22 protein-coding genes are annotated in these 24,090 nt (G+C 66.5%); 20 read left to right on the forward strand and 2 right to left on the reverse strand.

The features are described from left to right. Positions 1–5 precede the first annotated feature (5 nt). The 17 genes from BLW83_RS06825 (at position 6) to aroA (ending at position 17,096) form a co-directional block, all read left to right on the forward strand. Positions 6–224, forward strand: coding sequence for a hypothetical protein (locus BLW83_RS06825; protein WP_143042763.1), 219 nt, complete (start codon positions 6–8; stop codon positions 222–224). Beyond that, a complete protein-coding gene (gene nuoG, locus BLW83_RS06830) occupies positions 221–2,254 on the forward strand; it encodes an NADH-quinone oxidoreductase subunit NuoG (protein WP_090846905.1) in 2,034 nt (677 codons plus the stop codon). Before BLW83_RS06825 ends, nuoG begins: the two co-directional genes overlap by 4 nt. A 4-nt stretch (positions 2,255–2,258) precedes the next feature. Further along, on the forward strand, positions 2,259–3,065 hold the full coding sequence (locus BLW83_RS06835; RefSeq protein ID WP_090846907.1) for a hypothetical protein: 807 nt from the start codon (positions 2,259–2,261) through the stop codon (positions 3,063–3,065). Positions 3,066–3,083: 18 nt separating this feature from the next. Next, positions 3,084–4,115, forward strand: a complete 1,032-nt coding sequence (nuoH, locus tag BLW83_RS06840; protein ID WP_090846909.1) for an NADH-quinone oxidoreductase subunit NuoH — start codon at positions 3,084–3,086, stop codon at positions 4,113–4,115. 21 nt (positions 4,116–4,136) lie between these two features. Then, positions 4,137–4,448 (forward strand): TM2 domain-containing protein, encoded by a 312-nt coding sequence (locus BLW83_RS06845; RefSeq protein ID WP_245728663.1) that lies wholly within the window; start codon positions 4,137–4,139, stop codon positions 4,446–4,448. Between the two features lie 2 nt (positions 4,449–4,450). Beyond that, entirely contained in the window at positions 4,451–4,942 is a 492-nt protein-coding gene (gene nuoI / locus BLW83_RS06850; RefSeq protein ID WP_090846911.1) for an NADH-quinone oxidoreductase subunit NuoI, read from the forward strand. Beyond that, the gene (locus BLW83_RS06855; protein WP_090846913.1) at positions 4,939–5,346 is read left to right on the forward strand and encodes a carboxymuconolactone decarboxylase family protein; all 408 of its coding nucleotides are present in this window, start codon (positions 4,939–4,941) and stop codon (positions 5,344–5,346) included. The genes nuoI and BLW83_RS06855 overlap by 4 nt, the downstream gene beginning before the upstream one ends. After that, entirely contained in the window at positions 5,343–5,945 is a 603-nt protein-coding gene (locus BLW83_RS06860; RefSeq protein ID WP_090846915.1) for an NADH-quinone oxidoreductase subunit J, read from the forward strand. Before BLW83_RS06855 ends, BLW83_RS06860 begins: the two co-directional genes overlap by 4 nt. Positions 5,946–6,053: 108 nt before the next feature. Further along, a complete protein-coding gene (nuoK, locus tag BLW83_RS06865) occupies positions 6,054–6,359 on the forward strand; it encodes an NADH-quinone oxidoreductase subunit NuoK (RefSeq protein WP_073062485.1) in 306 nt (101 codons plus the stop codon). Positions 6,360–6,366: 7 nt separating this feature from the next. Next, the gene (nuoL, locus tag BLW83_RS06870; protein ID WP_090846917.1) at positions 6,367–8,514 is read left to right on the forward strand and encodes an NADH-quinone oxidoreductase subunit L; all 2,148 of its coding nucleotides are present in this window, start codon (positions 6,367–6,369) and stop codon (positions 8,512–8,514) included. Position 8,515: 1 nt separating this feature from the next. Further along, complete coding sequence (locus tag BLW83_RS06875; protein WP_090846919.1) at positions 8,516–10,075, forward strand: NADH-quinone oxidoreductase subunit M; 1,560 nt, start codon at positions 8,516–8,518, stop codon at positions 10,073–10,075. A gap of 11 nt (positions 10,076–10,086) precedes the next feature. Then, complete coding sequence (nuoN, locus tag BLW83_RS06880) at positions 10,087–11,580, forward strand: NADH-quinone oxidoreductase subunit NuoN (protein ID WP_090846921.1); 1,494 nt, start codon at positions 10,087–10,089, stop codon at positions 11,578–11,580. 49 nt (positions 11,581–11,629) lie between these two features. Continuing rightward, positions 11,630–12,373, forward strand: coding sequence for a biotin--[acetyl-CoA-carboxylase] ligase (locus BLW83_RS06885; RefSeq protein ID WP_245728664.1), 744 nt, complete (start codon positions 11,630–11,632; stop codon positions 12,371–12,373). After that, positions 12,373–13,152 (forward strand): type III pantothenate kinase, encoded by a 780-nt coding sequence (locus BLW83_RS06890; protein ID WP_090846925.1) that lies wholly within the window; start codon positions 12,373–12,375, stop codon positions 13,150–13,152. The genes BLW83_RS06885 and BLW83_RS06890 overlap by 1 nt, the downstream gene beginning before the upstream one ends. Next, positions 13,145–14,818 (forward strand): ribonuclease J, encoded by a 1,674-nt coding sequence (locus BLW83_RS06895; protein ID WP_090846927.1) that lies wholly within the window; start codon positions 13,145–13,147, stop codon positions 14,816–14,818. Before BLW83_RS06890 ends, BLW83_RS06895 begins: the two co-directional genes overlap by 8 nt. A gap of 127 nt (positions 14,819–14,945) precedes the next feature. Then, positions 14,946–15,641, forward strand: coding sequence for a tRNA (guanine(46)-N(7))-methyltransferase TrmB (gene trmB / locus BLW83_RS06900; RefSeq protein WP_090846928.1), 696 nt, complete (start codon positions 14,946–14,948; stop codon positions 15,639–15,641). A 111-nt stretch (positions 15,642–15,752) separates the two neighbouring features. Beyond that, positions 15,753–17,096 (forward strand): 3-phosphoshikimate 1-carboxyvinyltransferase, encoded by a 1,344-nt coding sequence (gene aroA, locus BLW83_RS06905; protein WP_090846930.1) that lies wholly within the window; start codon positions 15,753–15,755, stop codon positions 17,094–17,096. A 36-nt stretch (positions 17,097–17,132) separates the two neighbouring features. On the opposite strand, the gene BLW83_RS06910 is transcribed toward aroA, so the two are convergent. Next, a complete protein-coding gene (locus tag BLW83_RS06910; RefSeq protein WP_090846933.1) occupies positions 17,133–19,025 on the reverse strand; it encodes a propionyl-CoA synthetase in 1,893 nt (630 codons plus the stop codon). Positions 19,026–19,233: 208 nt separating this feature from the next. Next, positions 19,234–21,513, reverse strand: a complete 2,280-nt coding sequence (locus BLW83_RS06915) for an NADP-dependent malic enzyme (protein WP_090846935.1) — start codon at positions 21,511–21,513, stop codon at positions 19,234–19,236. Between the two features lie 173 nt (positions 21,514–21,686). Here BLW83_RS06915 and BLW83_RS06920 point away from each other — a divergent pair, with 173 nt between their 5' ends. From BLW83_RS06920 to BLW83_RS06930, 3 genes are all read left to right on the forward strand, one after another. Then, positions 21,687–22,076 (forward strand): cytidine deaminase, encoded by a 390-nt coding sequence (locus tag BLW83_RS06920; protein ID WP_090846937.1) that lies wholly within the window; start codon positions 21,687–21,689, stop codon positions 22,074–22,076. 108 nt (positions 22,077–22,184) lie between these two features. Beyond that, complete coding sequence (gene upp, locus BLW83_RS06925) at positions 22,185–22,823, forward strand: uracil phosphoribosyltransferase (RefSeq protein WP_177172528.1); 639 nt, start codon at positions 22,185–22,187, stop codon at positions 22,821–22,823. A gap of 84 nt (positions 22,824–22,907) precedes the next feature. Continuing rightward, positions 22,908–24,050: an SPOR domain-containing protein gene (locus tag BLW83_RS06930; protein WP_090846939.1), complete on the forward strand. Its 1,143-nt coding sequence runs from the start codon at positions 22,908–22,910 to the stop codon at positions 24,048–24,050. Positions 24,051–24,090 lie beyond the last annotated feature (40 nt).

The following is a 24,090-nucleotide window of genomic DNA, read 5'->3' on the forward strand; positions in this document are numbered from 1 at the left end:
GGGCGGTGCGCTGGATCGGGCTGGGGATCACCGCGGCGGCGGCAGCGACGATGCTGCTGGCCGATCTCGTGCTGGCCTCGCCCGCCCAGGGCGCCGCGGCGTTCATTTCCGCGCAAACCCGCGGCGCGGTGACATTTATCATTGCCGGACCCGGCGACGGGGCCGAATATCCGCACAAGACCATGGCCCATCCGGGCCCAGGCACAGGCAAGGCAGTCAGATGAGCAACCTTCGCACCATCAAGATCGACGACCGGCTGGTTGATGTCGACCCGAACCTGACGCTGCTTCAGGCTTGCGAACAGGCGGGAATCGAAATCCCGCGGTTCTGCTACCACGAGCGGCTGTCGATCGCGGGCAACTGCCGGATGTGCCTGGTCGAGGTGGTGGGCGGGCCGCCCAAGCCCGCGGCCTCTTGCGCGATGCAGGTCAAGGATCTGCGCCCCGGCCCCGAGGGCGCGCCCTCGGAAATCCGCACCAACAGCCCCATGGTCCGCAAGGCCCGCGAGGGCGTGATGGAGTTCCTGCTGATCAACCATCCGCTCGATTGCCCGATCTGCGACCAGGGGGGCGAATGCGACCTTCAGGATCAGGCGATGGCTTACGGCGTCGATTTCTCGCGCTTTCGCGAGCCCAAGCGCGCGCTTGAGGATCTGGACCTTGGCCCTCTGGTCGAAACCCACATGACCCGCTGCATCCACTGCACCCGCTGCGTGCGCTTTATCGACGAGGTGGCGGGGGTGCCGCAGATGGGCCAGACCGGCCGCGGCGAGGACGAGGAAATCACCACCTATCTGGGTGTGTCGCTGGATACCAACCTGCAAGGCAACATCATCGACCTGTGCCCGGTGGGCGCGCTGGTCAGCAAGCCCTATGCGTTCACCGCCCGCCCGTGGGAACTGCGCAAGACCGAATCCATCGACGTGATGGACGCGCTGGGGTCGGCGATCCGCATCGACACCAAGGGGCGCGAGGTCATGCGCATCCTGCCGCGCAACAACGACGATGTGAACGAGGAATGGATTTCCGACAAGACCCGTTTCGTCTGGGACGGGCTGCGCCGGCAGCGGCTGGACAAGCCCTATATCCGTGAAAACGGCCGGCTGCGCCCGGCAAGCTGGCCCGAGGCGCTGGCCGCAGCGGCCGCCGCGCTCAAGGGTCGCAAGGTCGCGGGGCTGATCGGCGATCTGGCCCCGGTCGAGGCCGTGTTCGCGCTGAAACTGCTGGTCGAGGGGCTGGGCGGCGCGGTCGAATGCCGCACCGACGGCGCGCGCCTGCCGGCGGGCAACCGCTCGGCCTATGTGGGCAACGCCGCGATTGCCGACATCGACGGCGCGCGGATGATCCAGCTGATCGGCACGGATCCCCGCAACGAGGCTCCGGTGCTGAATGCCCGCATCCGCAAGGCGTGGATCAACGGCGCGGAAATCGGGCTGGTCGGCCAGCCGGTCGATCTGACCTATGATTACGCGCATGTCGGCGATGACCGCGCCGCGCTGGAAAGCCTGTCGGGGCGCGAGATTTCGGATGAGACCCGCGACAAGCCCTCGCTGGTGATCGTGGGGCAGGGCGCGCTGCGCGAGGCCGACGGCGCCGCCGTTCTTGGCCATGCGATGAAGTTGGCCGAGAATTCGAACTCGAAACTGCTGGTGCTGCACACCGCCGCCGGTCGCGTCGGCGCGATGGACGTGGGCGCGGTGACCGAGGGCGGGCTGGACGCCGCCATCGAGGGGGCCGAGGTGATCTATAGTCTTGGCGCCGACGAGGTGGAAATCACCCCCCGCGATCAGGGCGGGCCTTTCGTTATCTATCAGGGCAGCCACGGCGACCGCGGCGCCCACCGTGCCGACCTGATCCTGCCCGCCGCCTGTTACACCGAGGAAACCGGCATCTTCGTCAACACCGAGGGCCGGCCGCAGCTGGCCCTGCGCGCCAATTTCGCACCGGGCGAGGCCAAGGAAAACTGGGCGATCCTGCGGGCGCTGTCGGCGGAACTGGGCGCGACCCAGCCGTGGGACAGCCTGACCGAGCTGCGCCGCGCCCTGTTCGAGGCGGTGCCGCATCTGGCCGCGATCGACGAGCTTCCTGAAAACGACTGGCAGCCGGTCGAGGCCGGCCCGCTGGGCCGCGCCAGTTTCCGCAATGCGATCGCGGATTTCTATCTGACCAACCCGGTGGCGCGCTCGTCCCCGCTGATGGCGGAACTGTCGGCGATGGCCGCGGCGCGTCGCGCCCCGGCGCTGGCGGCGGAGTAGGCGGATGCGTGCCGCGATCACCGGGCTGATCGCCGCCGCCGGGCTGAGCCTGGGGCTGGCCGGCTGCGCGCCCGCGACCTCCAAGGGTTCGATGGGGCTGGCCACGCCGCCGGCGCCCAAGCCGGCCGAGGTCGGCGTCAACATCGTGGACCGCAGCGCCGCGGGCACAAGGCTGACGCGGGCGCGGGTCTCGACCAAATCGGGCGATATCCTGATTCTGGAACCCGACGGCTCGACCTCGCAGGTGGCGCTGGACAGCGAACATGGGCGCGGCGCCTTTGACGTGACCGAAAGCGAACTGGCGGAACTTTCTGCCAATCTCGGGCTGAACCTGTCGCCCGCCGCCATCGCCAATTTCCGGCTTGTGGCGCCGCAACAGCGCCGGATGGCCACCGCACAGGAACGCGCGCTCGAGGAATTTGCCGCCCGCACCCGCCCGGCGCTGCCCGAATTCGCGCCCGGATTCGTCGCCGACCCCGAAGATTTCATTGCCGTGCGCGTGGACCGGCTGGACGGCGAGGCAAAACAGCGCAGCAACGCGTCGGATCTGGTCGAGGTTACCGCGAATCTCAAGGCGGGGGTGGACGCCGATGTGGCCTTCGCCTATGCAACCTGCGCGCTGGCGGGCTGGGCAAACGGCAATGGCAAGGGCTATGGACGGCATATCCGCACCGTGCAGAACAAGCGCAACGGCAAGCTGTTGCTGGGCGCGGTATTCACATTGTCCGACACGCAGCCGATGGGGCTGCGGGTCATGGAAACCGATGATACCTTGCGCAGGTGCAAGGACCGCGGCATTCCCGCGGCGTGACTAGGGGAAACCGAAAGCATGGCTGATTTCCTGGCATCCCCCATCGGGCATTTCCTGATCCTGCTGCTGCAAGGGCTGGCGATCATCGCGTTCGTGATGCTGTCGCTGGTGTATCTGGTCTATGGCGACCGCAAGATCTGGGCCGCCGTGCAGATGCGGCGCGGCCCGAACGTGGTCGGCCCCTGGGGGCTGTTGCAGACCTTTGCCGATGCGCTGAAATATCTGGTCAAGGAAATCGTGGTGCCCGCGGGCGCCGACAAATTCGTGTTTTTTCTGGCGCCGTTCCTGTCGATGACGCTGGCGCTGGTCGGGTTCGTGGTGATCCCGTTCGCGCCGGGCTGGGTGATGTCGAACCTCAACATCGGCATCCTGTTCGTGCTCGCCGTCTCCTCGCTTGAGGTTTACGGGGTGATCATGGGCGGCTGGGCCTCGAACTCGAAATACCCGTTCCTCGCCTCGTTGCGGTCGGCCGCGCAGATGGTGTCCTATGAGGTGTCGCTGGGGCTGGTGGTCATCGCGGTCATCATCTCGGCCGGCACGATGAACCTGTCGGGCATCGTCCATAGCCAGCAGGGCATGGGGATGCTCAGCTGGTATTGGCTGCCGCATCTGCCGATGCTGGTGCTGTTCTTCGTCAGCGCGCTGGCCGAAACCAACCGCCCGCCCTTTGACCTGTCCGAGGCGGAATCGGAACTGGTCGCGGGCCATATGGTCGAATATTCCTCGACCCCCTATCTGCTGTATATGGCCGGCGAATATATCGCGATCTGGCTGATGTGCGCGCTGATTTCGCTGCTGTTCTTTGGCGGCTGGCTGTCGCCCATCCCCGGGTTGCCCGATGGCGCGCTGTGGATGTTCGTCAAGATGGTGTTCTGGTTCTGGATGTTCGCGATGGTCAAGGCGATCGTGCCGCGTTACCGCTACGACCAGCTGATGCGCGTGGGCTGGAAGGTGTTCCTGCCGCTGTCGCTGTTCTGGGTGGTGCTGGTGTCGTTCCTGGCGCGCTATGAAGTTCTGGGCGGGTTTTGGGCGCGCTGGGCAGGAGTGTAAAAAATGAGCGAAATACCTAACATGAGCAGCCCGCAGGCCATAGTGTCGAATGACGCTATTGCTATGATGAAGTTTCAAAGCCGCGCTAAGTCCACGGGAATGGCATATTTGCTGTGGTTTTTTCTTGGCGGTCTTGGCGCTCAACGTTTTTATGTAGGAAGTGCGTGGGTTGGGGCTTTGGTCGCCTTATGCACAATCTCGGGCTTTGTGTTGCTATTCCCATTCATCATAACCGCAGCGGTTTCAATATTTGACTTGTTTACCCTTCCATCACAGGTGCGAAAGCGTAATGCGGCCTTGATGGCAGAAATCTCGCAAGGTGGAGGTCTCTAGTTATGGCCTTTGACCTCGTCCGCGCGACGAAATATTTCCTGATGTGGGACTTCATCAAGGGTTTCGGCCTTGGGGTCCGCTATTTCTTCGCCCCCAAGGCGACGATCAACTATCCGCATGAAAAGGGGCCGCTATCGCCCCGGTTCCGCGGCGAACACGCGCTGCGCCGCTATCCCAACGGCGAGGAACGCTGCATCGCTTGCAAGCTGTGCGAGGCGATCTGCCCCGCGCAGGCGATCACCATCGACGCCGAGCCGCGCGAGGATGGCTCGCGCCGCACCACGCGCTATGACATCGACATGACCAAATGCATCTATTGCGGCTTTTGTCAGGAAGCCTGCCCGGTGGATGCCATCGTCGAGGGCCCGAATTTCGAATTCGCCACCGAAACGCGCGAGGAACTGTTCTACGACAAGGCCCGGCTGCTTGCGAACGGCGAGCGGTGGGAGGCCGAGATCGCCCGCAACATCCAGCTGGACGCGCCCTACAGATGAGCGACGGTTTCACCAGATTGTTCCAGCAGATGCTCCAGTCCGGGCAGGAAATGGCGCGCGCCTTCAACCCGGCGCTGGAAAGCATCGACACGCAGGCGATGGAAAAGCTGATCCCCACCATGTCGGCCGACATGATGGAGATGTGGTTCGGCAAGACCTTCAACCGCGAGGGGCTGGACGCCAAGACCCGGCTGCTGCTGACCATCGCCGCGCTGACCGTGCAGGGCGCGCTGGCCGAACCGCAGTTGCGGCTGGCCGTGCGCCACGCCCGCTCGGCCGGTGCCAGCCAGCGCGAGATCGCGGAAACCATCTGGCAGATGAGCGTATTCGGCGGCCTGCCCGCCATGCAGAAGGCGCTGGAACTGGCGCAATCGGTCTTTGCCGAGGAGGACACCCCGGAATGATGGTCTTCGCCTTCTATCTGTTCGCGATCTCGGTGCTGACGGCCGGGTTCATGGTGGTGATTTCGCGCAACCCGGTGCATTCGGTGCTGTGGCTGATCCTGTCCTTTGTGTCGGCCTCGGGGCTGTTCATCCTGCAAGGGGCGGAATTCGTCGCGCTGCTGCTGGTGATCGTCTATGTCGGCGCGGTGGCGGTGCTGTTTTTGTTCGTCGTGATGATGCTGGACGTGGATTTCGCCGCGCTCAAGGGCGAGATGGCGCGCTATCTGCCGTTGGGGCTGATGATCGCGCTGGTGATGATGGCGCAGCTTGGCATCGTGTTCGGCATGTGGGAATCCGCGCCCACGGCTGAATCGGCCCGCGTCGCGCCCATCCTGGCGGATGTGCACAACACCCAGGCGCTGGGGGATGTGCTTTACGACCGCTATCTGCTGCCGTTCCAGCTGTCGGGGCTGATCCTGCTGGTGGCGATGATCGGGGCGATCCTGCTGACGCTGCGCCACCGCCGCGACATCAAGCGCCAGGACGTGCTGCAACAGATGTGGCGCGATCCGGCCAAGGCGATGCGGATGACCGACCCCAAGCCGGGGCAGGGGCTGTAACCAACCCCGCCGCCCTCGCCACGGCGGGGCGCGAGACATGAATAACGGGGCGCCGGCAAGGCGCCCGACAGGAACAACCGGGCCACGAACCCGAGAGGGACGAAGCGAATGATCGGACTGACACATTACCTGGTCGTGGGGGCGATCCTCTTCGTCACCGGCGTGTTCGGCATCTTCGTGAACCGCAAGAACGTCATCGTCATCCTGATGTCGATCGAGCTGATCCTGCTGTCGGTCAACATCAACTTCGTCGCCTTTTCGGCGCATCTGGGCGATCTGGCCGGGCAGGTGTTCACCATGTTCGTGCTGACCGTCGCTGCGGCCGAGGCGGCGATCGGCCTGTCCATCCTGGTGGTGTTCTTCCGCAACCGCGGCACCATCGAGGTCGAAGACGTCAACGTGATGAAGGGCTGAGGCGGTCATGGAACAGTTCATTCTCCTCGCTCCGCTTGCCGCGTCGGTGATCGCCGGGTTCTTCTGGCGGCTGATTTCCGAAAAAGGCGCGCAATATCTGACCACCGCGGTGCTGTTCGCCTGCGCCGCGCTCAGCTGGATGGTGTTCCTGAACTTTGACGGGGTGCCGCGGCAGATCCCGATGATGGACTGGATCGTCTCGGGCGATTTCGCCGCGCAATGGACCATCCGGCTGGACCGGCTGACCGCGATCATGCTGATCGTGGTGACCACGGTGTCGGCGCTGGTCCACATGTATTCGCTGGGCTACATGGCCCATGACGACAACTGGTCCGAGGACGAGCCCTATCGCGCCCGGTTCTTTGCCTATCTGTCGTTCTTTACCTTTGCCATGCTGGCGCTGGTGACCGCCGACAACCTGCTGCAACTGTTCTTTGGCTGGGAGGGCGTGGGCCTCGCATCCTATCTGCTGATCGGCTTCTACTACAAGAAACCCAGCGCCAACGCCGCTGCGATGAAGGCGTTCGTGGTCAACCGGGTCGGCGACTTTGGTTTTCTGCTGGGGATTTTCGGGATCTGGTGGCTGACCGGCTCGGTCCGCTTCGACGAGATCTTTGCGCAGGTGCCGATGATCGCGCAGACCGAGGTGCCGTTCCTGTGGACCAGCTGGAACGCCGCGAACCTGCTGGCGGTGCTGCTGTTCATCGGCGCGATGGGGAAATCGGCGCAGCTTGGCCTGCACACCTGGCTGCCCGACGCGATGGAGGGCCCGACCCCGGTGTCGGCGCTGATCCACGCCGCCACCATGGTCACCGCGGGGGTGTTCCTGGTCTGCCGGATGTCGCCGCTGTATGAATTCGCCCCCGAGGCCAAGAACTTCATCGTGCTGGTCGGCGCCGCCACCGCGTTCTTTGCCGCGACCGTGGGGCTGGTGCAGAACGACATCAAGCGGGTGATCGCCTATTCGACCTGTTCGCAGCTGGGCTACATGTTCGTCGCGGCGGGTTCAGGCGTCTATTCGGTGGCGATGTTCCACCTGTTCACCCACGCGTTTTTCAAGGCGATGCTGTTTCTGGGTGCCGGCTCGGTCATCCACGCGATGCACCACGAACAGGATATGCGCAATTACGGCGGGCTGCGCAAAAAGATCCCCTATACCTTCTGGGCGATGCTGATCGGCACGCTGGCCATCACCGGCGTCGGCATCCCGCTGACCACCATCGGTTTCGCCGGCTACCTGTCCAAGGATGCGGTGATCGAAAGCGCGTTCGCCTCGGGTCACTCCTACGCCTTCTGGCTGCTGGTGATCGCGGCTTGCTTTACCAGCTTCTATTCCTGGCGGCTGATGTTCCTGACCTTCTGGGGCGCGCCGCGTCCGCAGCGGGTCTGGGACGCCGAGACCGAGGAAGAGGTGCAGCCCGGTTCCCCCGCCGCGGCCGAGGCCCATGCCCATCACGACCCGATGCACGCGCATGAACACGCGCATGAAAGCCCCGGCGTGATGCTGGTGCCGCTGGGGGTGCTGGCGCTGGGGGCGGTGTTCGCCGGGATGATCTGGTATGCGCCGTTCTTTGGCGACCACGGCCGGGTGAACCAGTTCTTCCATATCCCGCAGGCCGTGGCGATCATGGCCGAGCCTGCTGCGGCTGAGGGCGAGGATGCCGCCGCTGCCGAGGCGCCGGTTGCGGTCACTGACGCGGGCACCGTGGGCGGGGCAATCTACATGCACCCCGACAACCATGTGATGGACGAGGCGCATCACGCGCCCGCCTGGGTCAAGGTCTCGCCCTTTGTCGCGATGCTGCTGGGGCTGCTGGTCGCCTGGGTCATGTATATCCGCAACCCGGCGCTGCCGGCGCGGATGGCCGAGGTGCAGCGTCCGCTGTATCGCTTCCTGCTGAACAAATGGTATTTCGACGAGCTTTACGACTGGATCTTCGTGCGTCCGGCGCGGCTGTTGGGCCGGGTGCTGTGGACGGGCGGCGATGGGCGGGGCATCGACGGCGCGATCAACGGCATCGCGATGGGGCTGATCCCGCGGCTGACCCGCTTTGCCGGGCGGGTGCAGTCGGGATATCTTTTCCACTATGCCTTCGGCATGGTCCTGGGCCTGCTGGGCCTGCTGATCTGGGTGATGGCGCGGGGCATGAACTGAGATGACGACCTATCCGCTTCTTTCGATCATCACCTTCCTGCCGATCGTCGCGGCGCTGATCATGGCGCTGTTCCTGCGCGGCGAGGACGAGGCCGCCGGGCGCAACGCCAAGTGGCTGGCGCTGGTCGCCACCACCGCCACCTTTGCGGTGTCGATGCTGGTGCTGCTGGGCTTTGATCCGTCCGATACCGGCTTCCAGTTCGTCGAGGACCAGCCCTGGGTGATGGGGCTGCGCTACAAGCTGGGCGTGGACGGGATCTCGATCCTGTTCGTGATGCTGACCACTTTCCTGATGCCGCTGGTGATCCTGTCCACCTGGCAGGTGACCGACCGGGTCAAGGACTACATGATCGCCTTTCTGGTGCTCGAAGGGCTGATGATCGGCGTCTTCGTGGCGCTGGACCTGGTGCTGTTCTACCTGTTCTTCGAGGCCGGGCTGATCCCGATGTTCCTGCTGATCGGGATCTGGGGCGGCAAGGACCGCATCTATGCGGCGTTCAAGTTCTTTCTGTATACGTTCCTCGGCTCGGTGCTGATGCTGGTCGCGATGATCGCCATGTGGCGCATGGCGGGCACCACCGACATCCCCACGCTGCTGGGCTTTGATTTCCCGGCCGAGCCGATGGCGGTGCTGGGCATTCGCATCGGCACCGGGGTGCAGATGCTGCTGTTCCTTGCGTTCCTTGCGTCCTTTGCGGTCAAGCTGCCGATGTGGCCGGTCCACACCTGGCTGCCCGACGCGCATGTGCAGGCGCCGACCGCGGCCTCGGTGCTGCTGGCGGCGGTGCTGCTGAAGATGGGCGGCTACGGCTTCCTGCGCTTCAGCCTGCCGATGTTCCCCGAGGCGTCCTATGCGGCGCAGCCCTATATTTTCTGGCTGTCGGCGATCGCCATCGTCTACACCAGCCTTGTGGCGCTGGCGCAGTCCGACATGAAAAAGCTGATCGCTTATTCCTCGGTCGCGCATATGGGCTATGTCACGCTGGGCATCTTTGCCGCCAACCATCAGGGCGTGGACGGGGCCATTTTCCAGATGCTGTCGCACGGCTTCATCTCGGGGGCGCTGTTCCTGCTGGTGGGCGTGATCTACGACCGGATGCACACGCGCGAAATCGACGCCTATGGCGGGCTGGTGAACCGGATGCCGGTCTATGCGCTGGTGTTCATGTTCTTTACCATGGCCAACGTCGGGCTGCCCGGCACCTCGGGCTTTGTGGGTGAATTCCTGACCCTGATGGCCGCGTTCAAGGTCAACACCTGGGCGGCGGTCGTCGCGACCTCGGGGGTGATCCTGTCGGCCTCTTACGCGCTGTGGCTTTATCGCCGCATCACGCTGGGGGCGCTGGTCAAGGAAAGCCTGGCCTCGATTTCCGACATGGGTGCGCGCGAGCGCTGGATCTTTGCGCCGCTGATCGCGATGACGCTGATTTTGGGCGTCTATCCGCGGCTGGTGACCGACGTCACCGGCCCCTCGGTCGCCGCGCTGCTGAACAATTACCACGCCAGCCTGTCTGCCGAGGCCGCGACCGAGTTCGCCGCCCTGCCGGCCGACGGCAACTGAAAGGCCCCGCCATGAGCTCGATCGAACTGTCCATCCTGATGCCCGAGGCGGGGCTGGCGCTGTTTGCCCTGGCGGCGCTGATGTTCGGCGCCTTTGCCGGCAAGGACCGGGTCGCGGGTCCGGTGCTGTGGGCCGCGGTGGCGGCGCTGCTGGTCGCGGGCTTTGCCATCGGCTGGGGCGGGCGCGGTGATGGACAGGGCTTTTTCGGCATGTTCATCGACGATGCCTTTGCCCGTTTCGCCAAGGTGACGGTGCTGCTGTCGGCCGCCGCCGTGCTGGCGATGAGCGCGGCCTGGCTGGAACGGCAGGGCCTGCTGCGGTTCGAGCTGCCGGTGCTGGTCGTGCTGGCGGTGATCGGCATGATGATCATGGTGTCGGCCGGCGACCTGCTGACGCTGTATATGGGGCTGGAACTGCAATCGCTGGCGCTTTACATCGTCGCCGCGCTGCGCCGCGACAGCGTGCGCTCGTCCGAGGCGGGGCTGAAATATTTCGTGCTGGGCTCGCTCAGCTCGGGGATGCTGCTTTACGGGGCCTCGCTGGTTTACGGCTATGCGGGCACCACCAACCTGGCCGGGATCATGCTGGCGCTGGACGGCGGGCTGTCGGTGGGGCTGCTGTTCGGGATGGTGTTCCTGCTGGTCGGGCTGTCCTTCAAGGTCTCGGCGGTGCCGTTCCACATGTGGACCCCCGACGTCTACGAAGGCTCGCCCACCCCGGTGACCGCGTTCTTTGCCACCGCGCCCAAGGTCGCCGCCATGGCGCTGATCGCGCGGCTGGTCTGGGGCGCCTTCGGCAGCGTCCCGGCGGAATGGTCGCAGATCATCGCGCTGCTGGCGGTGCTGTCGATGTTCCTTGGCTCGATCGCCGGTATCGGCCAGCGCGACATCAAGCGGCTGATGGCCTATTCCTCGATCGCGCATATGGGTTTTGCCTTTATCGGGCTGGCTGCGGGCACCGCTTACGGTGTGCAGTCGATGCTGCTTTACATGGCGATCTATGCGGTGATGAACGTCGGCACCTTTGCCTTTATCCTGTCGATGGAGCGGGGCGGGCGTCCGGTCACCGCGCTTGAGGATCTGAACCTGATGGCGCGGACCGAGCCGCTGAAGTCGCTGGCCATGGGCGTCCTGCTGTTCAGCCTGACGGGGGTGCCGCCGATGCTGGGCTTCTTTGCCAAGTTCGGGGTGCTCAAGGCGGCGGTCGATGCGCAGATGGGCTGGCTGGCGCTGCTGGGGGTGGTCGCCTCGGTGATCGGGGCGTTCTATTACCTGCGCATGGTCTATTACCTGTATTTCGGCAGCCCGCATGACGAGGTGGCCCATTCGCGCACCGATACCGCGCAATGGCTGGCGCTGGTCGGGACAGCGGCGGCGATGGTGATCGGGGCCTTCTCGATGTTCGGCACCGAATCCGCGGCGCAGCGGGCGGCTGAATCGCTGGTGCTGGCCGTGGCCGCAGCCCCCGCCGACGCAGCCCCCGCCGCGCCTGCCGCTCTTGACTGATCCGGCCGAGCAACGGCCGCAGACATGGCCCGCCGGTGTCGGCCGGGTCGTGCTGCCGCGCGTCGACAGCACCAACGCCGAGGCGCTGCGCCAGTTGCCCACACTGGGCGCGCCGACCTGGATCATGACCCGCGACCAGACCGAGGGCCGGGCGCGCCGCGGCCGCGGCTGGGCGATGCCCGCGGGCAATTTCGCCGCCAGCCTGGCCGCGCGCCCGCCCGGCACCCCCGCCGATCTGTCGCTTTACAGCTTTGTCGCCGCGCTGGCCCTGTATGACGCGCTGGCCGCTGCCTGCGGCCCCGCCGCGAGGCTGGCGATCAAATGGCCCAACGATGTGCTGCTGAACGGCGGCAAGGTCGCGGGCATCCTGCTGGAAAGCACCGGCCAAGGGATGGGGCAGGGCGGCCGCGGCGGCATTGCGCTGGCTGTGGGCATCGGCGTGAACCTTGCGGCCGCCCCGGATGCCGCCTCGCTGGAACCCCGCGCGGTGGCGCCGGTCTCGGTGCTGGGGGAAACCGGGCACAAGGTCTCGCCCGAGGAATTTCTCGACCTACTCGCCCCCGCCTTTGCCCGCTGGCAGCGGCAGCTGGAAACCTTGGGTTTTGCGCCCATCCGCAGCGCCTGGCTGGCGCGGGCGGCACGGCTGGGCGAAACCATCACCGCCCGTATCGGCGCCACCACCCGCAGCGGCCGGTTCGAGGGCATCGACGACAGCGGCGCGCTGATCCTGCTGACCCAAGGCGGGCGCGAAGCCATCCCCGCCGCCGAGATATTTTTCGAAGAGGTGGCCTGATGCTGCTGTGTATCGACACCGGCAACACCAATACCCAGTTCTCGATCTGGGACGGGCGGCGGTTCCTGTGCCATTGGCGCGCGGCCACCGACCACCGCCGCACGGCGGACCAGTATTACGTCTGGCTGCGCTCGATGATGTCGCTGACCGGGATCGAGGTCGACATCGACGCCTGCATCATCAGCTCGACCGTGCCGCGGGTGGTGTTCAACCTGCGCGTGCTGTGCAACCGCTATTTCGAAACCCGCCCGATGGTGGTGGGCAAGCCCGACTGCCTGCTGCCGGCGCCGCCTCGGGTGGACCCGGGCACGGTGGTCGGCCCCGACCGTATCGTCAACACCTGGGCGGCTTTTGACCGCTACGGCCCCGATCTGGTGGTGGTGGATTTCGGCACCGCAACCACATTCGACGTGGTGGACAGCGACGGCGCCTATGTGGGCGGCGTGATCGCGCCGGGGGTGAACCTGTCGCTCGAGGCGCTGCACATGGGCGCGGCCTCGCTGCCGCATGTGGACGTGACCCGCCCGGCGCAGGTGATCGGCACCAACACCGTCGCCTGTATCGAATCGGGGGTGTTCTGGGGCTATGCGGGGCTGGTGCGCGAAATCTGCGCCCGCATCGCCGGTGAACGCGGACAGGCGATGAAGATCATTGCAACCGGCGGGCTGGCCGCGCTGTTCCATCAGATCGAGGATCTGTTCGACACCTGGGACGACGATCTGACGATGCACGGGCTGCGGCTCATCCATGATTACAACAAGGAGATGGGCAATGTCTGAACGCCTGATCTATCTGCCGCTGGGCGGCGCGGGCGAAATCGGCATGAACGCCTATGTCTACGGATATGGGCAGCCGGGGCGGGAACGGCTGATCCTGGTCGATCTGGGCGTGACCTTTGGCGACATGGACAGCGCGCCGGGCATCGACCTGATCATGCCCGACATCCGCTGGCTCGAGGATAACCGCGACCGGCTGGACGGCATCTTCATCACCCACGGGCACGAGGATCACGTCGGCGCCCTTGGCCTGCTGTCCGGCCGGCTCAAGGCCCCGGTCTACACCCGCCGCTTTACCGGGGCGCTGGCGCGGATGAAGCTGGAAGAGGCCGGCCAGCCCACCGACCGCCTGAATATTGTCGAGCCCTATCCGCATGTGGTCGAGGCCGGGCCGTTCCGGGTGCAGTTCGTGCCGGTCAGCCACTCGATCCCCGAAAGCGCGGCGCTGGTCATCGACACGCCCGCGGGCCGCATCGTCCATTCCGGCGACTTCAAGCTGGACGGCACCCCGGTGGTGGGCGAGGCCTTCGATCCGGTGCTGTGGCACAAGATCGCCGGCGAGGCCCCGGTGGCCGCGCTGATGTGCGATTCGACCAACGTGTTCAGCACCCACCCCGGGCGCTCGGAATCGGCGCTGGCGCAGCCGCTGCTGGAATTCGTCAGCGCGCAGAAACAGCTGGTGGTGGCGACGACATTTGCCTCGAACGTGGCGCGGCTCAAGACGCTGGCCGATGCGGGCGTGGCCGCGGGGCGACAGATCTGCCTGCTGGGCCGGGCCATGCGCAAGATGGTCACCGCGGCGGTCGAAACCGGGATCCTGCGCGATTTCCCACCGGTGATCGGCCCCGAACAGGCCGCCGAGCTGCCGCGCGACAAGGTGATGCTGATCGTCACCGGCAGCCAGGGCGAACGCCGCGCAGCGTCCATGCAGCTGTCGATGGGCCGCTATCTGGGCCTGCATCTGCACGAGGGCGACAGCTTCCTGTTTTCCAGCCGCACCATTCCCGGCAACGAACGCCCGGTGATCCGCATCATGAACAACCTCAGCCGCATGGGGGTGAACGTGTTCGACGCGGATTCGGGATTCTACCACGTTTCGGGCCACGCCAACCGCCCCGATCTCGAGGCGATCCACGACCTGCTGAAACCGGCCGTGGTGATCCCGATGCACGGCGAACACATGCACCTGCGCGAACACGCCAATCTTGCCCGCGCCAAGGGGCTTTCGGCCGAGGTGGTGACCAACGGCACCATGATCGACCTGGCCGGCGGCGGCGTCCGCGTCGTCGACCAGATTGAAACCGGCCGTATCTATCTGGACGGCAACGTGCTGATCGGGGCCATGGACGGGGTGGTGCGCGACCGTATCCGCATGGCGCTGAACGGCCATGTCACGGTTTCCGTGATCGTCGACGAAAACGACGAGGCGCTGCCCGACGCCTGGGTCGAAACCATGGGGCTGGCCGCGCAGGGCCGCGCCGGCGTGCCGCTGGCCCGGCATCTGGAAAGCGAACTGGGCGAGTTTCTGGAACGCGCCGACCACGCCACCGTTATGAACGACAAAAAGCTCGAGGACGGGCTGCGCCGCATCACCCGTCAGGTCTCGATGGAAGAAATCGGCAAGAAACCCGAGGTCAAGGTCATCATCAGCCGCCTCGCCGCCGACTGAGGGTGCGGCCCCCGGATTCTTCATCATGAAAATATCCCGGGGGGGCCGCCCCCGGGGCGGCGGGGGCAGCGCCCCCTTGCGACCTTGCCGCTTGACCTTCGCCCGCCGTCACGGCATCGCGCGATGCATGAGCAGTTTCGACCCCACCCCCCCGCGCCGCAATTTCTACGGCCGCCGCCACGGCAAGACCCTGCGCCAAAGCCAGAAGGGCTATCTGTCCGAGGATCTGGGCAGCCTGCGCCCGCGCGGGATCACTGTCGCCGACAACCCCGACCGCACCCCCATCGACCCGGCGGCGATCTTTGGCGATACCCGCCCGGTCTGGCTGGAAATCGGCTTTGGCGGCGGCGAGCATATGGTCGCGATGGCCGCGCGCTATCCCGAGATCGGGATCATCGGCTGCGAGCCGTTCATCAACGGCGTCGCCATGCTGCTGGGCAAGATCCGCGCGGCGGGCGTCTCGAACGTCAGCGTGCATCCGGGCGATGCGCGCGACCTGATGGACGTGCTGCCGGACGGCTCGATCGCCCGGGCGTTTCTCAACTATCCCGACCCCTGGCCCAAGGCCCGCCACCACCGCCGCCGCTTTGTCACCCCCGAACACCTGATCCCGCTGCACCGGGTGATGGCGCCGGGGGCCGAGTTCCGGGTGGCCACCGACATCCCCGATTACATGCGCCAGACGCTTGAGGAAGTGCCGGCCGCCGGTTTCGCTCTGGTCCACGAGGGGCCGGGGCCGTGGGACGACTGGCACTCGACCCGCTATGAACAAAAGGCCCTGCGCGAGGGCCGCGAGCCGCATTACGCGACATTCCGGCGCTAGGGGAAAGGCCGCTGGCGCGGCCTGCCTCCGACGGGGATATTTTTACAAGGAAGAAGACCATGGCCGCGCCCCATCGGCCACGCTATCACTGCCGCGACCAAGGAGCCGATCATGTCCCACAGCACCCAGCCGCAACCGATGACCGCCCGCCGTTCGGGCCCCCTGAAGGGGAATGCGCTGGTGCCGGGGGACAAGTCGGTCAGCCACCGCGCGCTGATCCTCGGCGCGCTGGCGGTGGGCGAGACGCGGATCACCGGGCTGCTGGAATCGCAGGACATCATCGACACCGCCCGCGCGATGGAGGCGTTCGGCGCCACCGTCGAGCGTGTGGGCGAGCGTGTGGGCGAGGGTGAGTGGCGGGTGCAGGGTGTCGGCGTCGGCGGGTTTTCGTCGCCCGAAGCGGTGATCGACTGCGGCAATTCCGGCACCGGGGTGCGGCTGATCATGGGCGCGATGGCGACCACGCCGATCACCGCCACCTTCACCGGCGACGCCAGCCTGTCGCGCCGCCCGATGCGGCGGATCACCGGCCCGCTCGAGCTGTTCGGGGCGCAGGTCACCGCGCGCGAGGGCGAATTCCTGCCCGTCACCATCCAGGGCGCCGCCGATCCGCTGCCGCTGCGCTATCATACCCCGGTCGCCAGCGCGCAGATCAAGTCGGCGGTGCTGCTGGCCGGGCTGAATGCGCCCGGTGAAACCGTGGTGATCGAGGCCGAGCCGACCCGCGACCATACCGAGCGGATGCTGGCCGGTTTCGGCGCCACCATCCGCACCGAGATCACCCATGAGGGTCATGTGATCACCCTGACCGGCCGCCCCGAGCTGCGCCCCTGCACGGTGGCGGTGCCGCGCGATCCGTCCTCGGCCGCGTTTCCGGTGGCTGCGGCGCTGATCGTGCCGGGCTCGGAAATCCGGGTCGAGGGCGTCAGCCGCAACCCCACCCGCGACGGGCTGTATCACGTCCTGGCCGAGATGGGCGCCGACCTGACCTGGGAAAACGACCGCACCGAGGGCGGAGAGCCGGTCGCCGACCTGACCGTTCGCCACGGCCCCCTGCACGGCGTGACCGTGGCGCCGGAACGCGCCGCCAGCATGATCGACGAATTCCCGATCCTGTCGGTGATCGCCGCCTTTGCCGAGGGAAGCACGGTGATGAACGGGGTGGCGGAACTGCGGGTCAAGGAAAGCGACCGAATCGACGCCATGGCGGTGGGGCTGCGGGCCAATGGCGCGCGGGTCGAGGATACGCCCGACAGCATGACCGTCCACGGCACCGGCGGGTTGCAGGGCGGCGCCACCGTCGCCACCCATCTGGACCACCGCATCGCCATGTCGTTTCTGGCGGCCGGGTTGGTGTCAGAACGCCCGATCACCGTGGACGACGCCAGCCCGATCATGACCAGCTTTCCCGATTTCGTGGCGCTGATGCGCGCGCTTGGCGCCGATCTGGGATAGCGGGGCAGGGGCGCGCGCTGCGCCCCGGCCTAAATCTCAGCCGCCGGCCATCCCGATCCCTTGCAGCGCGGTGCGGATTTCGTCCAGCACCGCCGGGTCGTCGATGGTGGCGGGCATCTTGAAATCCTCGCCATCCGCGATCCTGGCCATGGTCGCGCGCAGGATCTTGCCCGAGCGGGTCTTGGGCAGCCGCTCGACCACCACCGTGGTCTTGAAGGCGGCGACCGGCCCGATCTGGTCGCGCACCATCCGCACCACCTCGCGCCCGACCTGCTCGGGCGATGCGGCCGAGCCCTTTTTCAGGCACAGGAAGCCCAGCGGCGTCTGCCCTTTCAGCGGGTCGGCCACCCCGATCACCGCACATTCGGCCACGTCGGGGTGCGAGGACAGCACCTCTTCCATGGCGCCGGTGGACAGGCGGTGGCCGGCGACGTTGATCACGTCGTCGGTGCGCGCCATGATGTAAAGATAGCCGTCATCGTCGATATAGCCCGCGTCGCCGGTCTCGTAATAGCCGGGGAAGGCGTCGAGATAGGATTTGCGGAACCGTTCCTCGGCGTTCCACAGCGTCGGCAGCGTGCCGGGGGGCATGGGCAGCTTGATCGCGACCGCGCCCAGCGTGCCGGCGGGGACCGGGTGGCCGGCCTCGTCCAGCACCTGCACGTCATAGCCCGGCATCGGGACGCTGGGCGAGCCGTGCTTGACCGGCAGCAGCTCGATGCCAAAGGGGTTGGCGACGATCGGCCAGCCGGTCTCGGTCTGCCACCAATGGTCGATCACCGGCACTTGCAGATGTTCCTCGACCCATTTCACCGTGTCGGGGTCGGCGCGCTCGCCGGCCAGGAACACCGCTTGCAGCGATTTGAGGTTGTAGTCCTTGATATAGCTGCATTCCGGATCCTCACGCTTGACGGCACGGATCGCGGTCGGCGCGGTAAAGAACGACTTGACCTTGTGGTTCTGGATGATGCGGCCAAAGGTGCCGGGGTCGGGGGTGCCGACGGGCTTGCCCTCGAACACGATGGTGGTGGCGCCGGCGAACAGCGGCGCATAGCAGATATAGCTGTGGCCCACGACCCAGCCCACGTCCGACGCCGCCCAGAACACGTCGCCGGCGTCGATGCCGTAGACGTTCTTCATCGTCCAGTTCAGCGCCACCACATGGCCGCCGGTGTGGCGCACCACCCCCTTGGGCTGACCGGTGGTGCCCGAGGTATACAGGATGTAATGCGGGTGGTTGCCGGCGACCGGCACGCATTCCGCCGGCTCGACCCCGTATTGAAAGCTGTGCCAGGCGAAGTCACGCCCCTCGACCAGCTTGGCAACCTCTTGTTCGCGTTGCAGGATCACGCAGAAATCCGGCTTGTGGTCGGCCAGTTCGATGGCGCGGTCCAGCAGCGGCTTGTATTGGACGATCCGCCCCGGCTCCAGCCCGCAAGAGGCTGCGATGATTGCCTTGGGCGTGCAGTCGTCGATGCGCACCGCCAGCTCATGCGCGGCAAAGCCGCCGAACACGACCGAATGGATTGCCCCCAGCCGCGAACAGGCCAGCATCGCCTCCAGCGCCTCGGGGACCATCGGCATGTAGATGATGACGCGGTCGCCCTTTTCGACGCCCTTGGCGCGCAGGGCGCCCGCCAGGCTGGCGACGCGGGATTGCAGGTCGCGATAGGTGATGCCGCGATAGGAATGGGTGATCGGGCTGTCGTGGATGATGGCCAGCTGGTCGCCGCGCCCCGCCTCGACATGGCGGTCCACCGCGTTCCAGCAGGCGTTGAGCTGCCCGTCCGAGAACCATTCGTAAAACGGCGCGCGCTCGTCGAACAGCGCCTTGCCGGGGGGCGTCATCCAGTCGATGCGCGACGCCGCCTCCATCCAGAACGCTTCGGGATCGTTCTTCCACGCGGCGTAGACGTCCTGATAACTCATACCCCGGTTCTCCGCTGTATTTGCCTGTCTTTTGGTAAGCGGTGGGGGGGCGGGGATCAAGATTATTGCCCCGGTCGGCATGTTGAGGAACGAAAAACACCCGCTTTCTGCAAGAGCAGCTTTGCAAACCCCGGACGCCGGTTTGCAGCGCCCGGCGCAGGGCCGGGCTCTTGCAAACCGGCCCCCGCCAATTTCCGGCCGATTCGGCCTAGCCGTAATGGGCGACCGGGGTTCCGGCCAGCGCCGAGATGTTCAGCAGCCCCCGCGCGGTGATCGAGGGGGTGACGATATGCGCCTTGTTGCCCATGCCCATCAGGATCGGCCCGACCTCAAGCCCCTGCGCCCGCGTCTTGAGGATGTTGCGCACCCCCGAGGCCGCGTCGGTGCTGGCAAAGATCAGCACGTTCGCCGGGTCGTCGCCCAGCCGGGACGAGGGCAGCAGCCGCGCCCGCACGCCCGGGTCCAGCGCCGCGTCGACGTGCATTTCGCCGTCATACAGGAAATCAACCTCGCGTTCGGCCAGAATCTCCATCGCCTCGCGCATCTTGCGCCCCGACGGAGTATCGAGATTGCCGAACTGCGAATGGCTGCACAGCGCGATGCGCGGAGTCAGGCCAAAGCGGCGAACGTGGCGGGCGCAGCCGATCGCGGTCTCGGCCACGTCGGCGGGGCTGGGGTCGTGGTGGACCTGGGTGTCGGCGATGAACAGCGGCCCGTCCTGGATCATCATCGACAGCGCCCCGATCGGGTGCAGCCCCTTGCGAGCCAGGATCTCGCGGATATAGCGCAGATGCCAGGAATATTGGCCGAACGTGCCGCAGATCAGGCTGTCGGCCTCGTCCCGGTGGACCATGACCGCGCCGATGGCGGTGGTGTTGGTGCGCATGATCGCGCGGGCGATGTCGGGGGTGACGCCGCGCCGCGCCATAAGCCCGTGGTAGGTTTCCCAGTAATCGCGATAGCGGGGGTCGTCCTCGGGGTTGACGATCTGGAAATCGACATGCGGCCGGATGGCCAGCCCCGCGCGCCTGGCGCGGGTCTCGATCACCTCGGGGCGGCCGATCAGGATCGGCACATCGGTGGTTTCCTCGATGATCGCGTGGGCGGCGCGCAGCACCCGCTCATCCTCGCCCTCGGCAAAGACGATGCGGCGGGTGGCGGTGGCCGCGGCCTCGAACACCGGGCGCATGATCAGCGAGCTGCGGAAGACCGACGCGTCGAGCTTGCGCTTGTAGGCGTGGATGTCGGGCAGCGGCCGCGTCGCCACCCCCGATTCCATTGCTGCCTGGGCAACCGCCGTCGCCACCACGCCGATCAGCCGCGGGTCGAAGGGCTTGGGGATCAGATAGTCGGGGCCAAAGGTCATGGTCTCGCCGCGATAGGCGGCGGCGGCCTCGGCGCTGGTGGTGGCGCGGGCCAGCGCGGCGATGCCCTCGATGCAGGCCAGCTGCATGGTGTCGTTGATCTCGGTCGCGCCCACGTCCAGCGCACCCCGGAAGATAAAGGGGAAACACAGGACGTTGTTGACCTGGTTGGGATAGTCGCTGCGGCCGGTGGCGATCAGTGCGTCGGGGGCGACGGTGCGCACCTCCTCGGGCAGGATTTCGGGGGTGGGGTTGGCCAGCGCAAAGACGATGGGGCGCGGTGCCATGCGCGCGACCAGATCAGGGGTCAGCACCCCGGGGCCGGACAGGCCCAGGAACAGATCCGCCCCCTCGATCACCTGTTCCAGCGTGCGCAGCTCGGTCGCCTGGGCAAAGGCGGCCTTTTGCGGGTTCATGTCGTCGACGCGGCCGTCGTAGATCAGCCCGTGGATGTCGCAAAGCCAGACGTTCTCGCGCCGGACCCCCAGTTTCAGCAGCATGTTCAGGCAGGCGATGCCCGCCGCGCCGCCGCCGGTGGACACCACCTTGATCTGGTCGAAGCTGCGGCCGGTCACGCGCAGCGCGTTGGTCGCGGCCGCACCCACCACGATGGCGGTGCCGTGCTGGTCGTCGTGGAACACCGGGATGTTCATCGATTCGCGGCATAGCCGTTCGACCACGAAACAATCGGGGGCCTTGATGTCCTCGAGGTTGATGGCGCCAAAGGTCGGCTCCAGCGCACGCACGATCTGGGCCAGCTTGACCGGGTCGGTTTCGTCGATTTCGATGTCGAAACAGTCGATGTCGGCGAATTTCTTGAACAGGACGGCCTTGCCCTCCATCACGGGCTTCGAGGCGCTGGCGCCGATGTTGCCCAAGCCCAGCACCGCGGTGCCGTTCGAGACCACGGCGACCAGATTCCCGCGCGAGGTGTAGCGGGCGGCGTTGGCGGGATCGTTGCGGATCTCGATACATGCCTCGGCCACGCCGGGGGAATAGGCCAGGCTGAGGTCGCGGCCGTTGGCGAGCGGCTTGGTCGCGCGGATCTCGAGCTTTCCGGGCCGCGGAAACTCGTGATAGTTCAGCGCTGCCTGCCGGGCATTGTCGTGCCGCCGTTCGTCCATGATTCCACCCTCGTGCTGCCTGCAACCCGTCCTAGTGCCGCCCGCCGCGGGTCACAAGCATGGCCGTCCCGGCTTTGCGCCTGGCGAAAAAATCCGACCCGCCTGCACCTGCCGCCAAGGCTTGCGCGACCGCGCCGTGGAATGAATGATGGCGTGACAACAAAGGTAAGCCCATGTCCCTGATCGACGCCGCCCGCCGAGTTCGCAAATCCGCCTATGCCCCCTATTCCGGCTTCAAGGTCGGGGCCGCGGTGCGGGGCGTATCGGGTGCGGTCTATACCGGCTGCAACGTCGAGAATGTGTCCTACCCCGAGGGCACCTGCGCCGAGGCCGGTGCCATCGCCGCCATGGTCGCGGCCGGCGAGACCGAAATCATCGAGGTCTGCGTGTTTTCCGCCAGCGCCCAGCCGGCGCCGCCCTGCGGGGGCTGCCGCCAGAAACTGGCCGAATTCGCGCGCAGCGAAACGCCGGTGCTGCTGGCCACGCTGGACGGCAGATCCGTGGCCACCACCGTGGGCGAGCTGCTGCCCGGCCGTTTCGACAGCGGTCATCTGGGCGGATAGAAATTGCTGTTACATCGTCACGGTCCTTTCGATTCGCCCGCTTTCGCCAGATTGCGCATGAAATCCTTGACAAAAGATTGACAGATGCCCGCCGAGACGGAGATTTCCATGCCCTTGCACCCCAGCCTGACCATCGTCGACCACCCGCTGGTCCAGCACAAGTTGACGCTGATGCGCGACGAGGGCGCCTCGACCGCCACGTTCCGCCGGCTTTTGCGGGAAATCAGCCTGCTGCTGGCGTATGAGGTGACGCGCGGCCTGGAACTGCGCACCACCCGCATCCGCACTCCGATGTGCGAGACCGAGGCGCCGCTGCTCAAGGGCAAGAAACTGGCGCTGGTCTCGATTCTGCGGGCGGGAAACGGGCTGCTGGACGGAATCCTGGAACTTGTGCCCTCGGCGAGGGTCGGGTTCATCGGGCTGTATCGCGATCCCGACACGCTGCGCCCGGTGCAATATTACGACAAGGTGCCCGGCGAGCTGGACGAGCGCATGGTGATCGTGGTCGATCCGATGCTGGCCACGGGAAACAGTTCGGTGGCGGCGATTGATCTGCTCAAGGAAAAAGGGGCGCGGAACATCCGCTTTCTGTGCCTGCTGGCGGCACCCGAAGGCGTGCGCCGGATGGCCGCGGCGCACCCCGACGTGCCCATCCTCACCGCCGCGCTGGACGAGCGGCTGGACGAGCATGGCTATATCGTGCCCGGGCTTGGCGATGCGGGGGACCGGCTTTTCGGCACGAAATGAGCGCGCGTTAACCGGCGGTTAGCAACCGCCCGCTATGAGTTGACCCAAAGTCGCGAATCGTGGCTTTGCACGAAAGGGTCGGCGATGTGGCTGCGGGTTGTCGCGCTGTTGTTCATCATGGTTTTTGCCCTCGGCCTGCCGGCGCAGGCGGGGGAAACCGGCCCGCGCCGCGCGGACGGCCCCCCTGCGGACCCCAGGGATTCGCACAGGCCGGCCGAGGAACCCCCGTCAGATTTTTCCGGCCTTCAGTATATCGATTCGGCCGGTTGCGTGTTTCTGAGGACCGAGGCCGGCTGGCGTGCGCGGCTGGCCCGCGATGGCGCGCCGATCTGCGGCCTGCCGCCGACGCTTGCCCTGCGCCCGGGACGAGAGACGTCGCCCGAGCCTGAACCCCGCGCCGTGCAGATCGAGCGGATCCTGACCGAGACGATCATCACCAACATGCAAGCAGGCGAACTGGCTGATCCGGCGCCTGCCAAGCTTGCAGGCGCGCCCCGTGCCTTTGGGCCGCAGACACCAGACAAGGGTGAAAGCAGCGCTCTCGGCTCTGCCGATCCCGATCCGCTGCCCGATCCGCTGAATGTCGGCCGGATGCTGGCCCATGCCCCGGCTCTGCGGCGACAGCTGGTCGGGGCCGGTCGTGCTGAAGCTCTGTGCGAACTGGTGGGCGGCGGCGATCCTCTGGGGTTGTGCGGCAAGGCCGAGGGCGGGCTGACGCCCGACCTGCCCCTGCTGTCCGCCCACGCGCCCGCGCGAGCCCCGATCGCATCGGCTGATCCGGCGCCGACCGGGACTGCCCCGCCGGATATCGCGGCGGATTTGCCCGGCTCGGTGCAAGAGCCGCGCCTGAAGGCTGCAACGCAGCCGGTTGCGCCGCCCGCTGCGGTCAGAACGACCGAGACCTCGCGGCCCAAGGCGGCCGTGCCCTCGCCGGCGGCTGCCCAGCCCGGGGCTCCGGGTTCTTCCCCTGAAACCGGCGGGGCCGGGCCGCTGCTGATCCCGGCCGGCGCGCGCTATCTTGAGGTCGGGGTCTTCACGGACCCGGATCAGGCACAGGCCACTGCCGCAAGCCTGGTCGCAATGGGATTGCCGGTGGTGCGGACAAAGCCGCGCGACGACGCTGGCCTTGCGATCATGGTCGGACCGCTGGAGGGGCGAGAGGCCATCGTGCGCATGGCGGATCGCCTGCGCAAGGCGGGGTTCACCCGGCTGGTCGCGCGGCGATGACAGGCGGGGATATGGGACCGGCATGTTTCAGGACGCCGCG

It is taken from the genome of Paracoccus alkenifer (genome assembly GCF_900108405.1).
Classification (GTDB): domain Bacteria; phylum Pseudomonadota; class Alphaproteobacteria; order Rhodobacterales; family Rhodobacteraceae; genus Paracoccus; species Paracoccus alkenifer.

Excerpts from the sequence above, each read along its gene's own strand:
- BLW83_RS06920 (WP_090846937.1), top strand. The coding sequence starts at position 21,687 with ATGTCCCTGATCGACGCCGCCCGCCGAGTTCGCAAATCCGCCTATGCC.
- nuoG (WP_090846905.1), top strand. The coding sequence starts at position 221 with ATGAGCAACCTTCGCACCATCAAGATCGACGACCGGCTGGTTGATGTC.
- nuoI (WP_090846911.1), top strand. The coding sequence starts at position 4,451 with ATGGCCTTTGACCTCGTCCGCGCGACGAAATATTTCCTGATGTGGGAC.
- BLW83_RS06895 (WP_090846927.1), top strand. The coding sequence starts at position 13,145 with ATGTCTGAACGCCTGATCTATCTGCCGCTGGGCGGCGCGGGCGAAATC.
- upp (WP_177172528.1), top strand. The coding sequence starts at position 22,185 with ATGCCCTTGCACCCCAGCCTGACCATCGTCGACCACCCGCTGGTCCAG.
- BLW83_RS06845 (WP_245728663.1), top strand. The coding sequence starts at position 4,137 with ATGAGCAGCCCGCAGGCCATAGTGTCGAATGACGCTATTGCTATGATG.
- BLW83_RS06930 (WP_090846939.1), top strand. The coding sequence starts at position 22,908 with ATGTGGCTGCGGGTTGTCGCGCTGTTGTTCATCATGGTTTTTGCCCTC.
- BLW83_RS06860 (WP_090846915.1), top strand. The coding sequence starts at position 5,343 with ATGATGGTCTTCGCCTTCTATCTGTTCGCGATCTCGGTGCTGACGGCC.
- BLW83_RS06855 (WP_090846913.1), top strand. The coding sequence starts at position 4,939 with ATGAGCGACGGTTTCACCAGATTGTTCCAGCAGATGCTCCAGTCCGGG.
- BLW83_RS06890 (WP_090846925.1), top strand. The coding sequence starts at position 12,373 with ATGCTGCTGTGTATCGACACCGGCAACACCAATACCCAGTTCTCGATC.
- BLW83_RS06835 (WP_090846907.1), top strand. The coding sequence starts at position 2,259 with ATGCGTGCCGCGATCACCGGGCTGATCGCCGCCGCCGGGCTGAGCCTG.
- BLW83_RS06915 (WP_090846935.1), bottom strand. The coding sequence starts at position 21,513 with ATGGACGAACGGCGGCACGACAATGCCCGGCAGGCAGCGCTGAACTAT.
- trmB (WP_090846928.1), top strand. The coding sequence starts at position 14,946 with ATGAGCAGTTTCGACCCCACCCCCCCGCGCCGCAATTTCTACGGCCGC.
- nuoK (WP_073062485.1), top strand. The coding sequence starts at position 6,054 with ATGATCGGACTGACACATTACCTGGTCGTGGGGGCGATCCTCTTCGTC.
- nuoH (WP_090846909.1), top strand. The coding sequence starts at position 3,084 with ATGGCTGATTTCCTGGCATCCCCCATCGGGCATTTCCTGATCCTGCTG.
- nuoL (WP_090846917.1), top strand. The coding sequence starts at position 6,367 with ATGGAACAGTTCATTCTCCTCGCTCCGCTTGCCGCGTCGGTGATCGCC.
- BLW83_RS06910 (WP_090846933.1), bottom strand. The coding sequence starts at position 19,025 with ATGAGTTATCAGGACGTCTACGCCGCGTGGAAGAACGATCCCGAAGCG.
- BLW83_RS06875 (WP_090846919.1), top strand. The coding sequence starts at position 8,516 with ATGACGACCTATCCGCTTCTTTCGATCATCACCTTCCTGCCGATCGTC.
- aroA (WP_090846930.1), top strand. The coding sequence starts at position 15,753 with ATGTCCCACAGCACCCAGCCGCAACCGATGACCGCCCGCCGTTCGGGC.
- nuoN (WP_090846921.1), top strand. The coding sequence starts at position 10,087 with ATGAGCTCGATCGAACTGTCCATCCTGATGCCCGAGGCGGGGCTGGCG.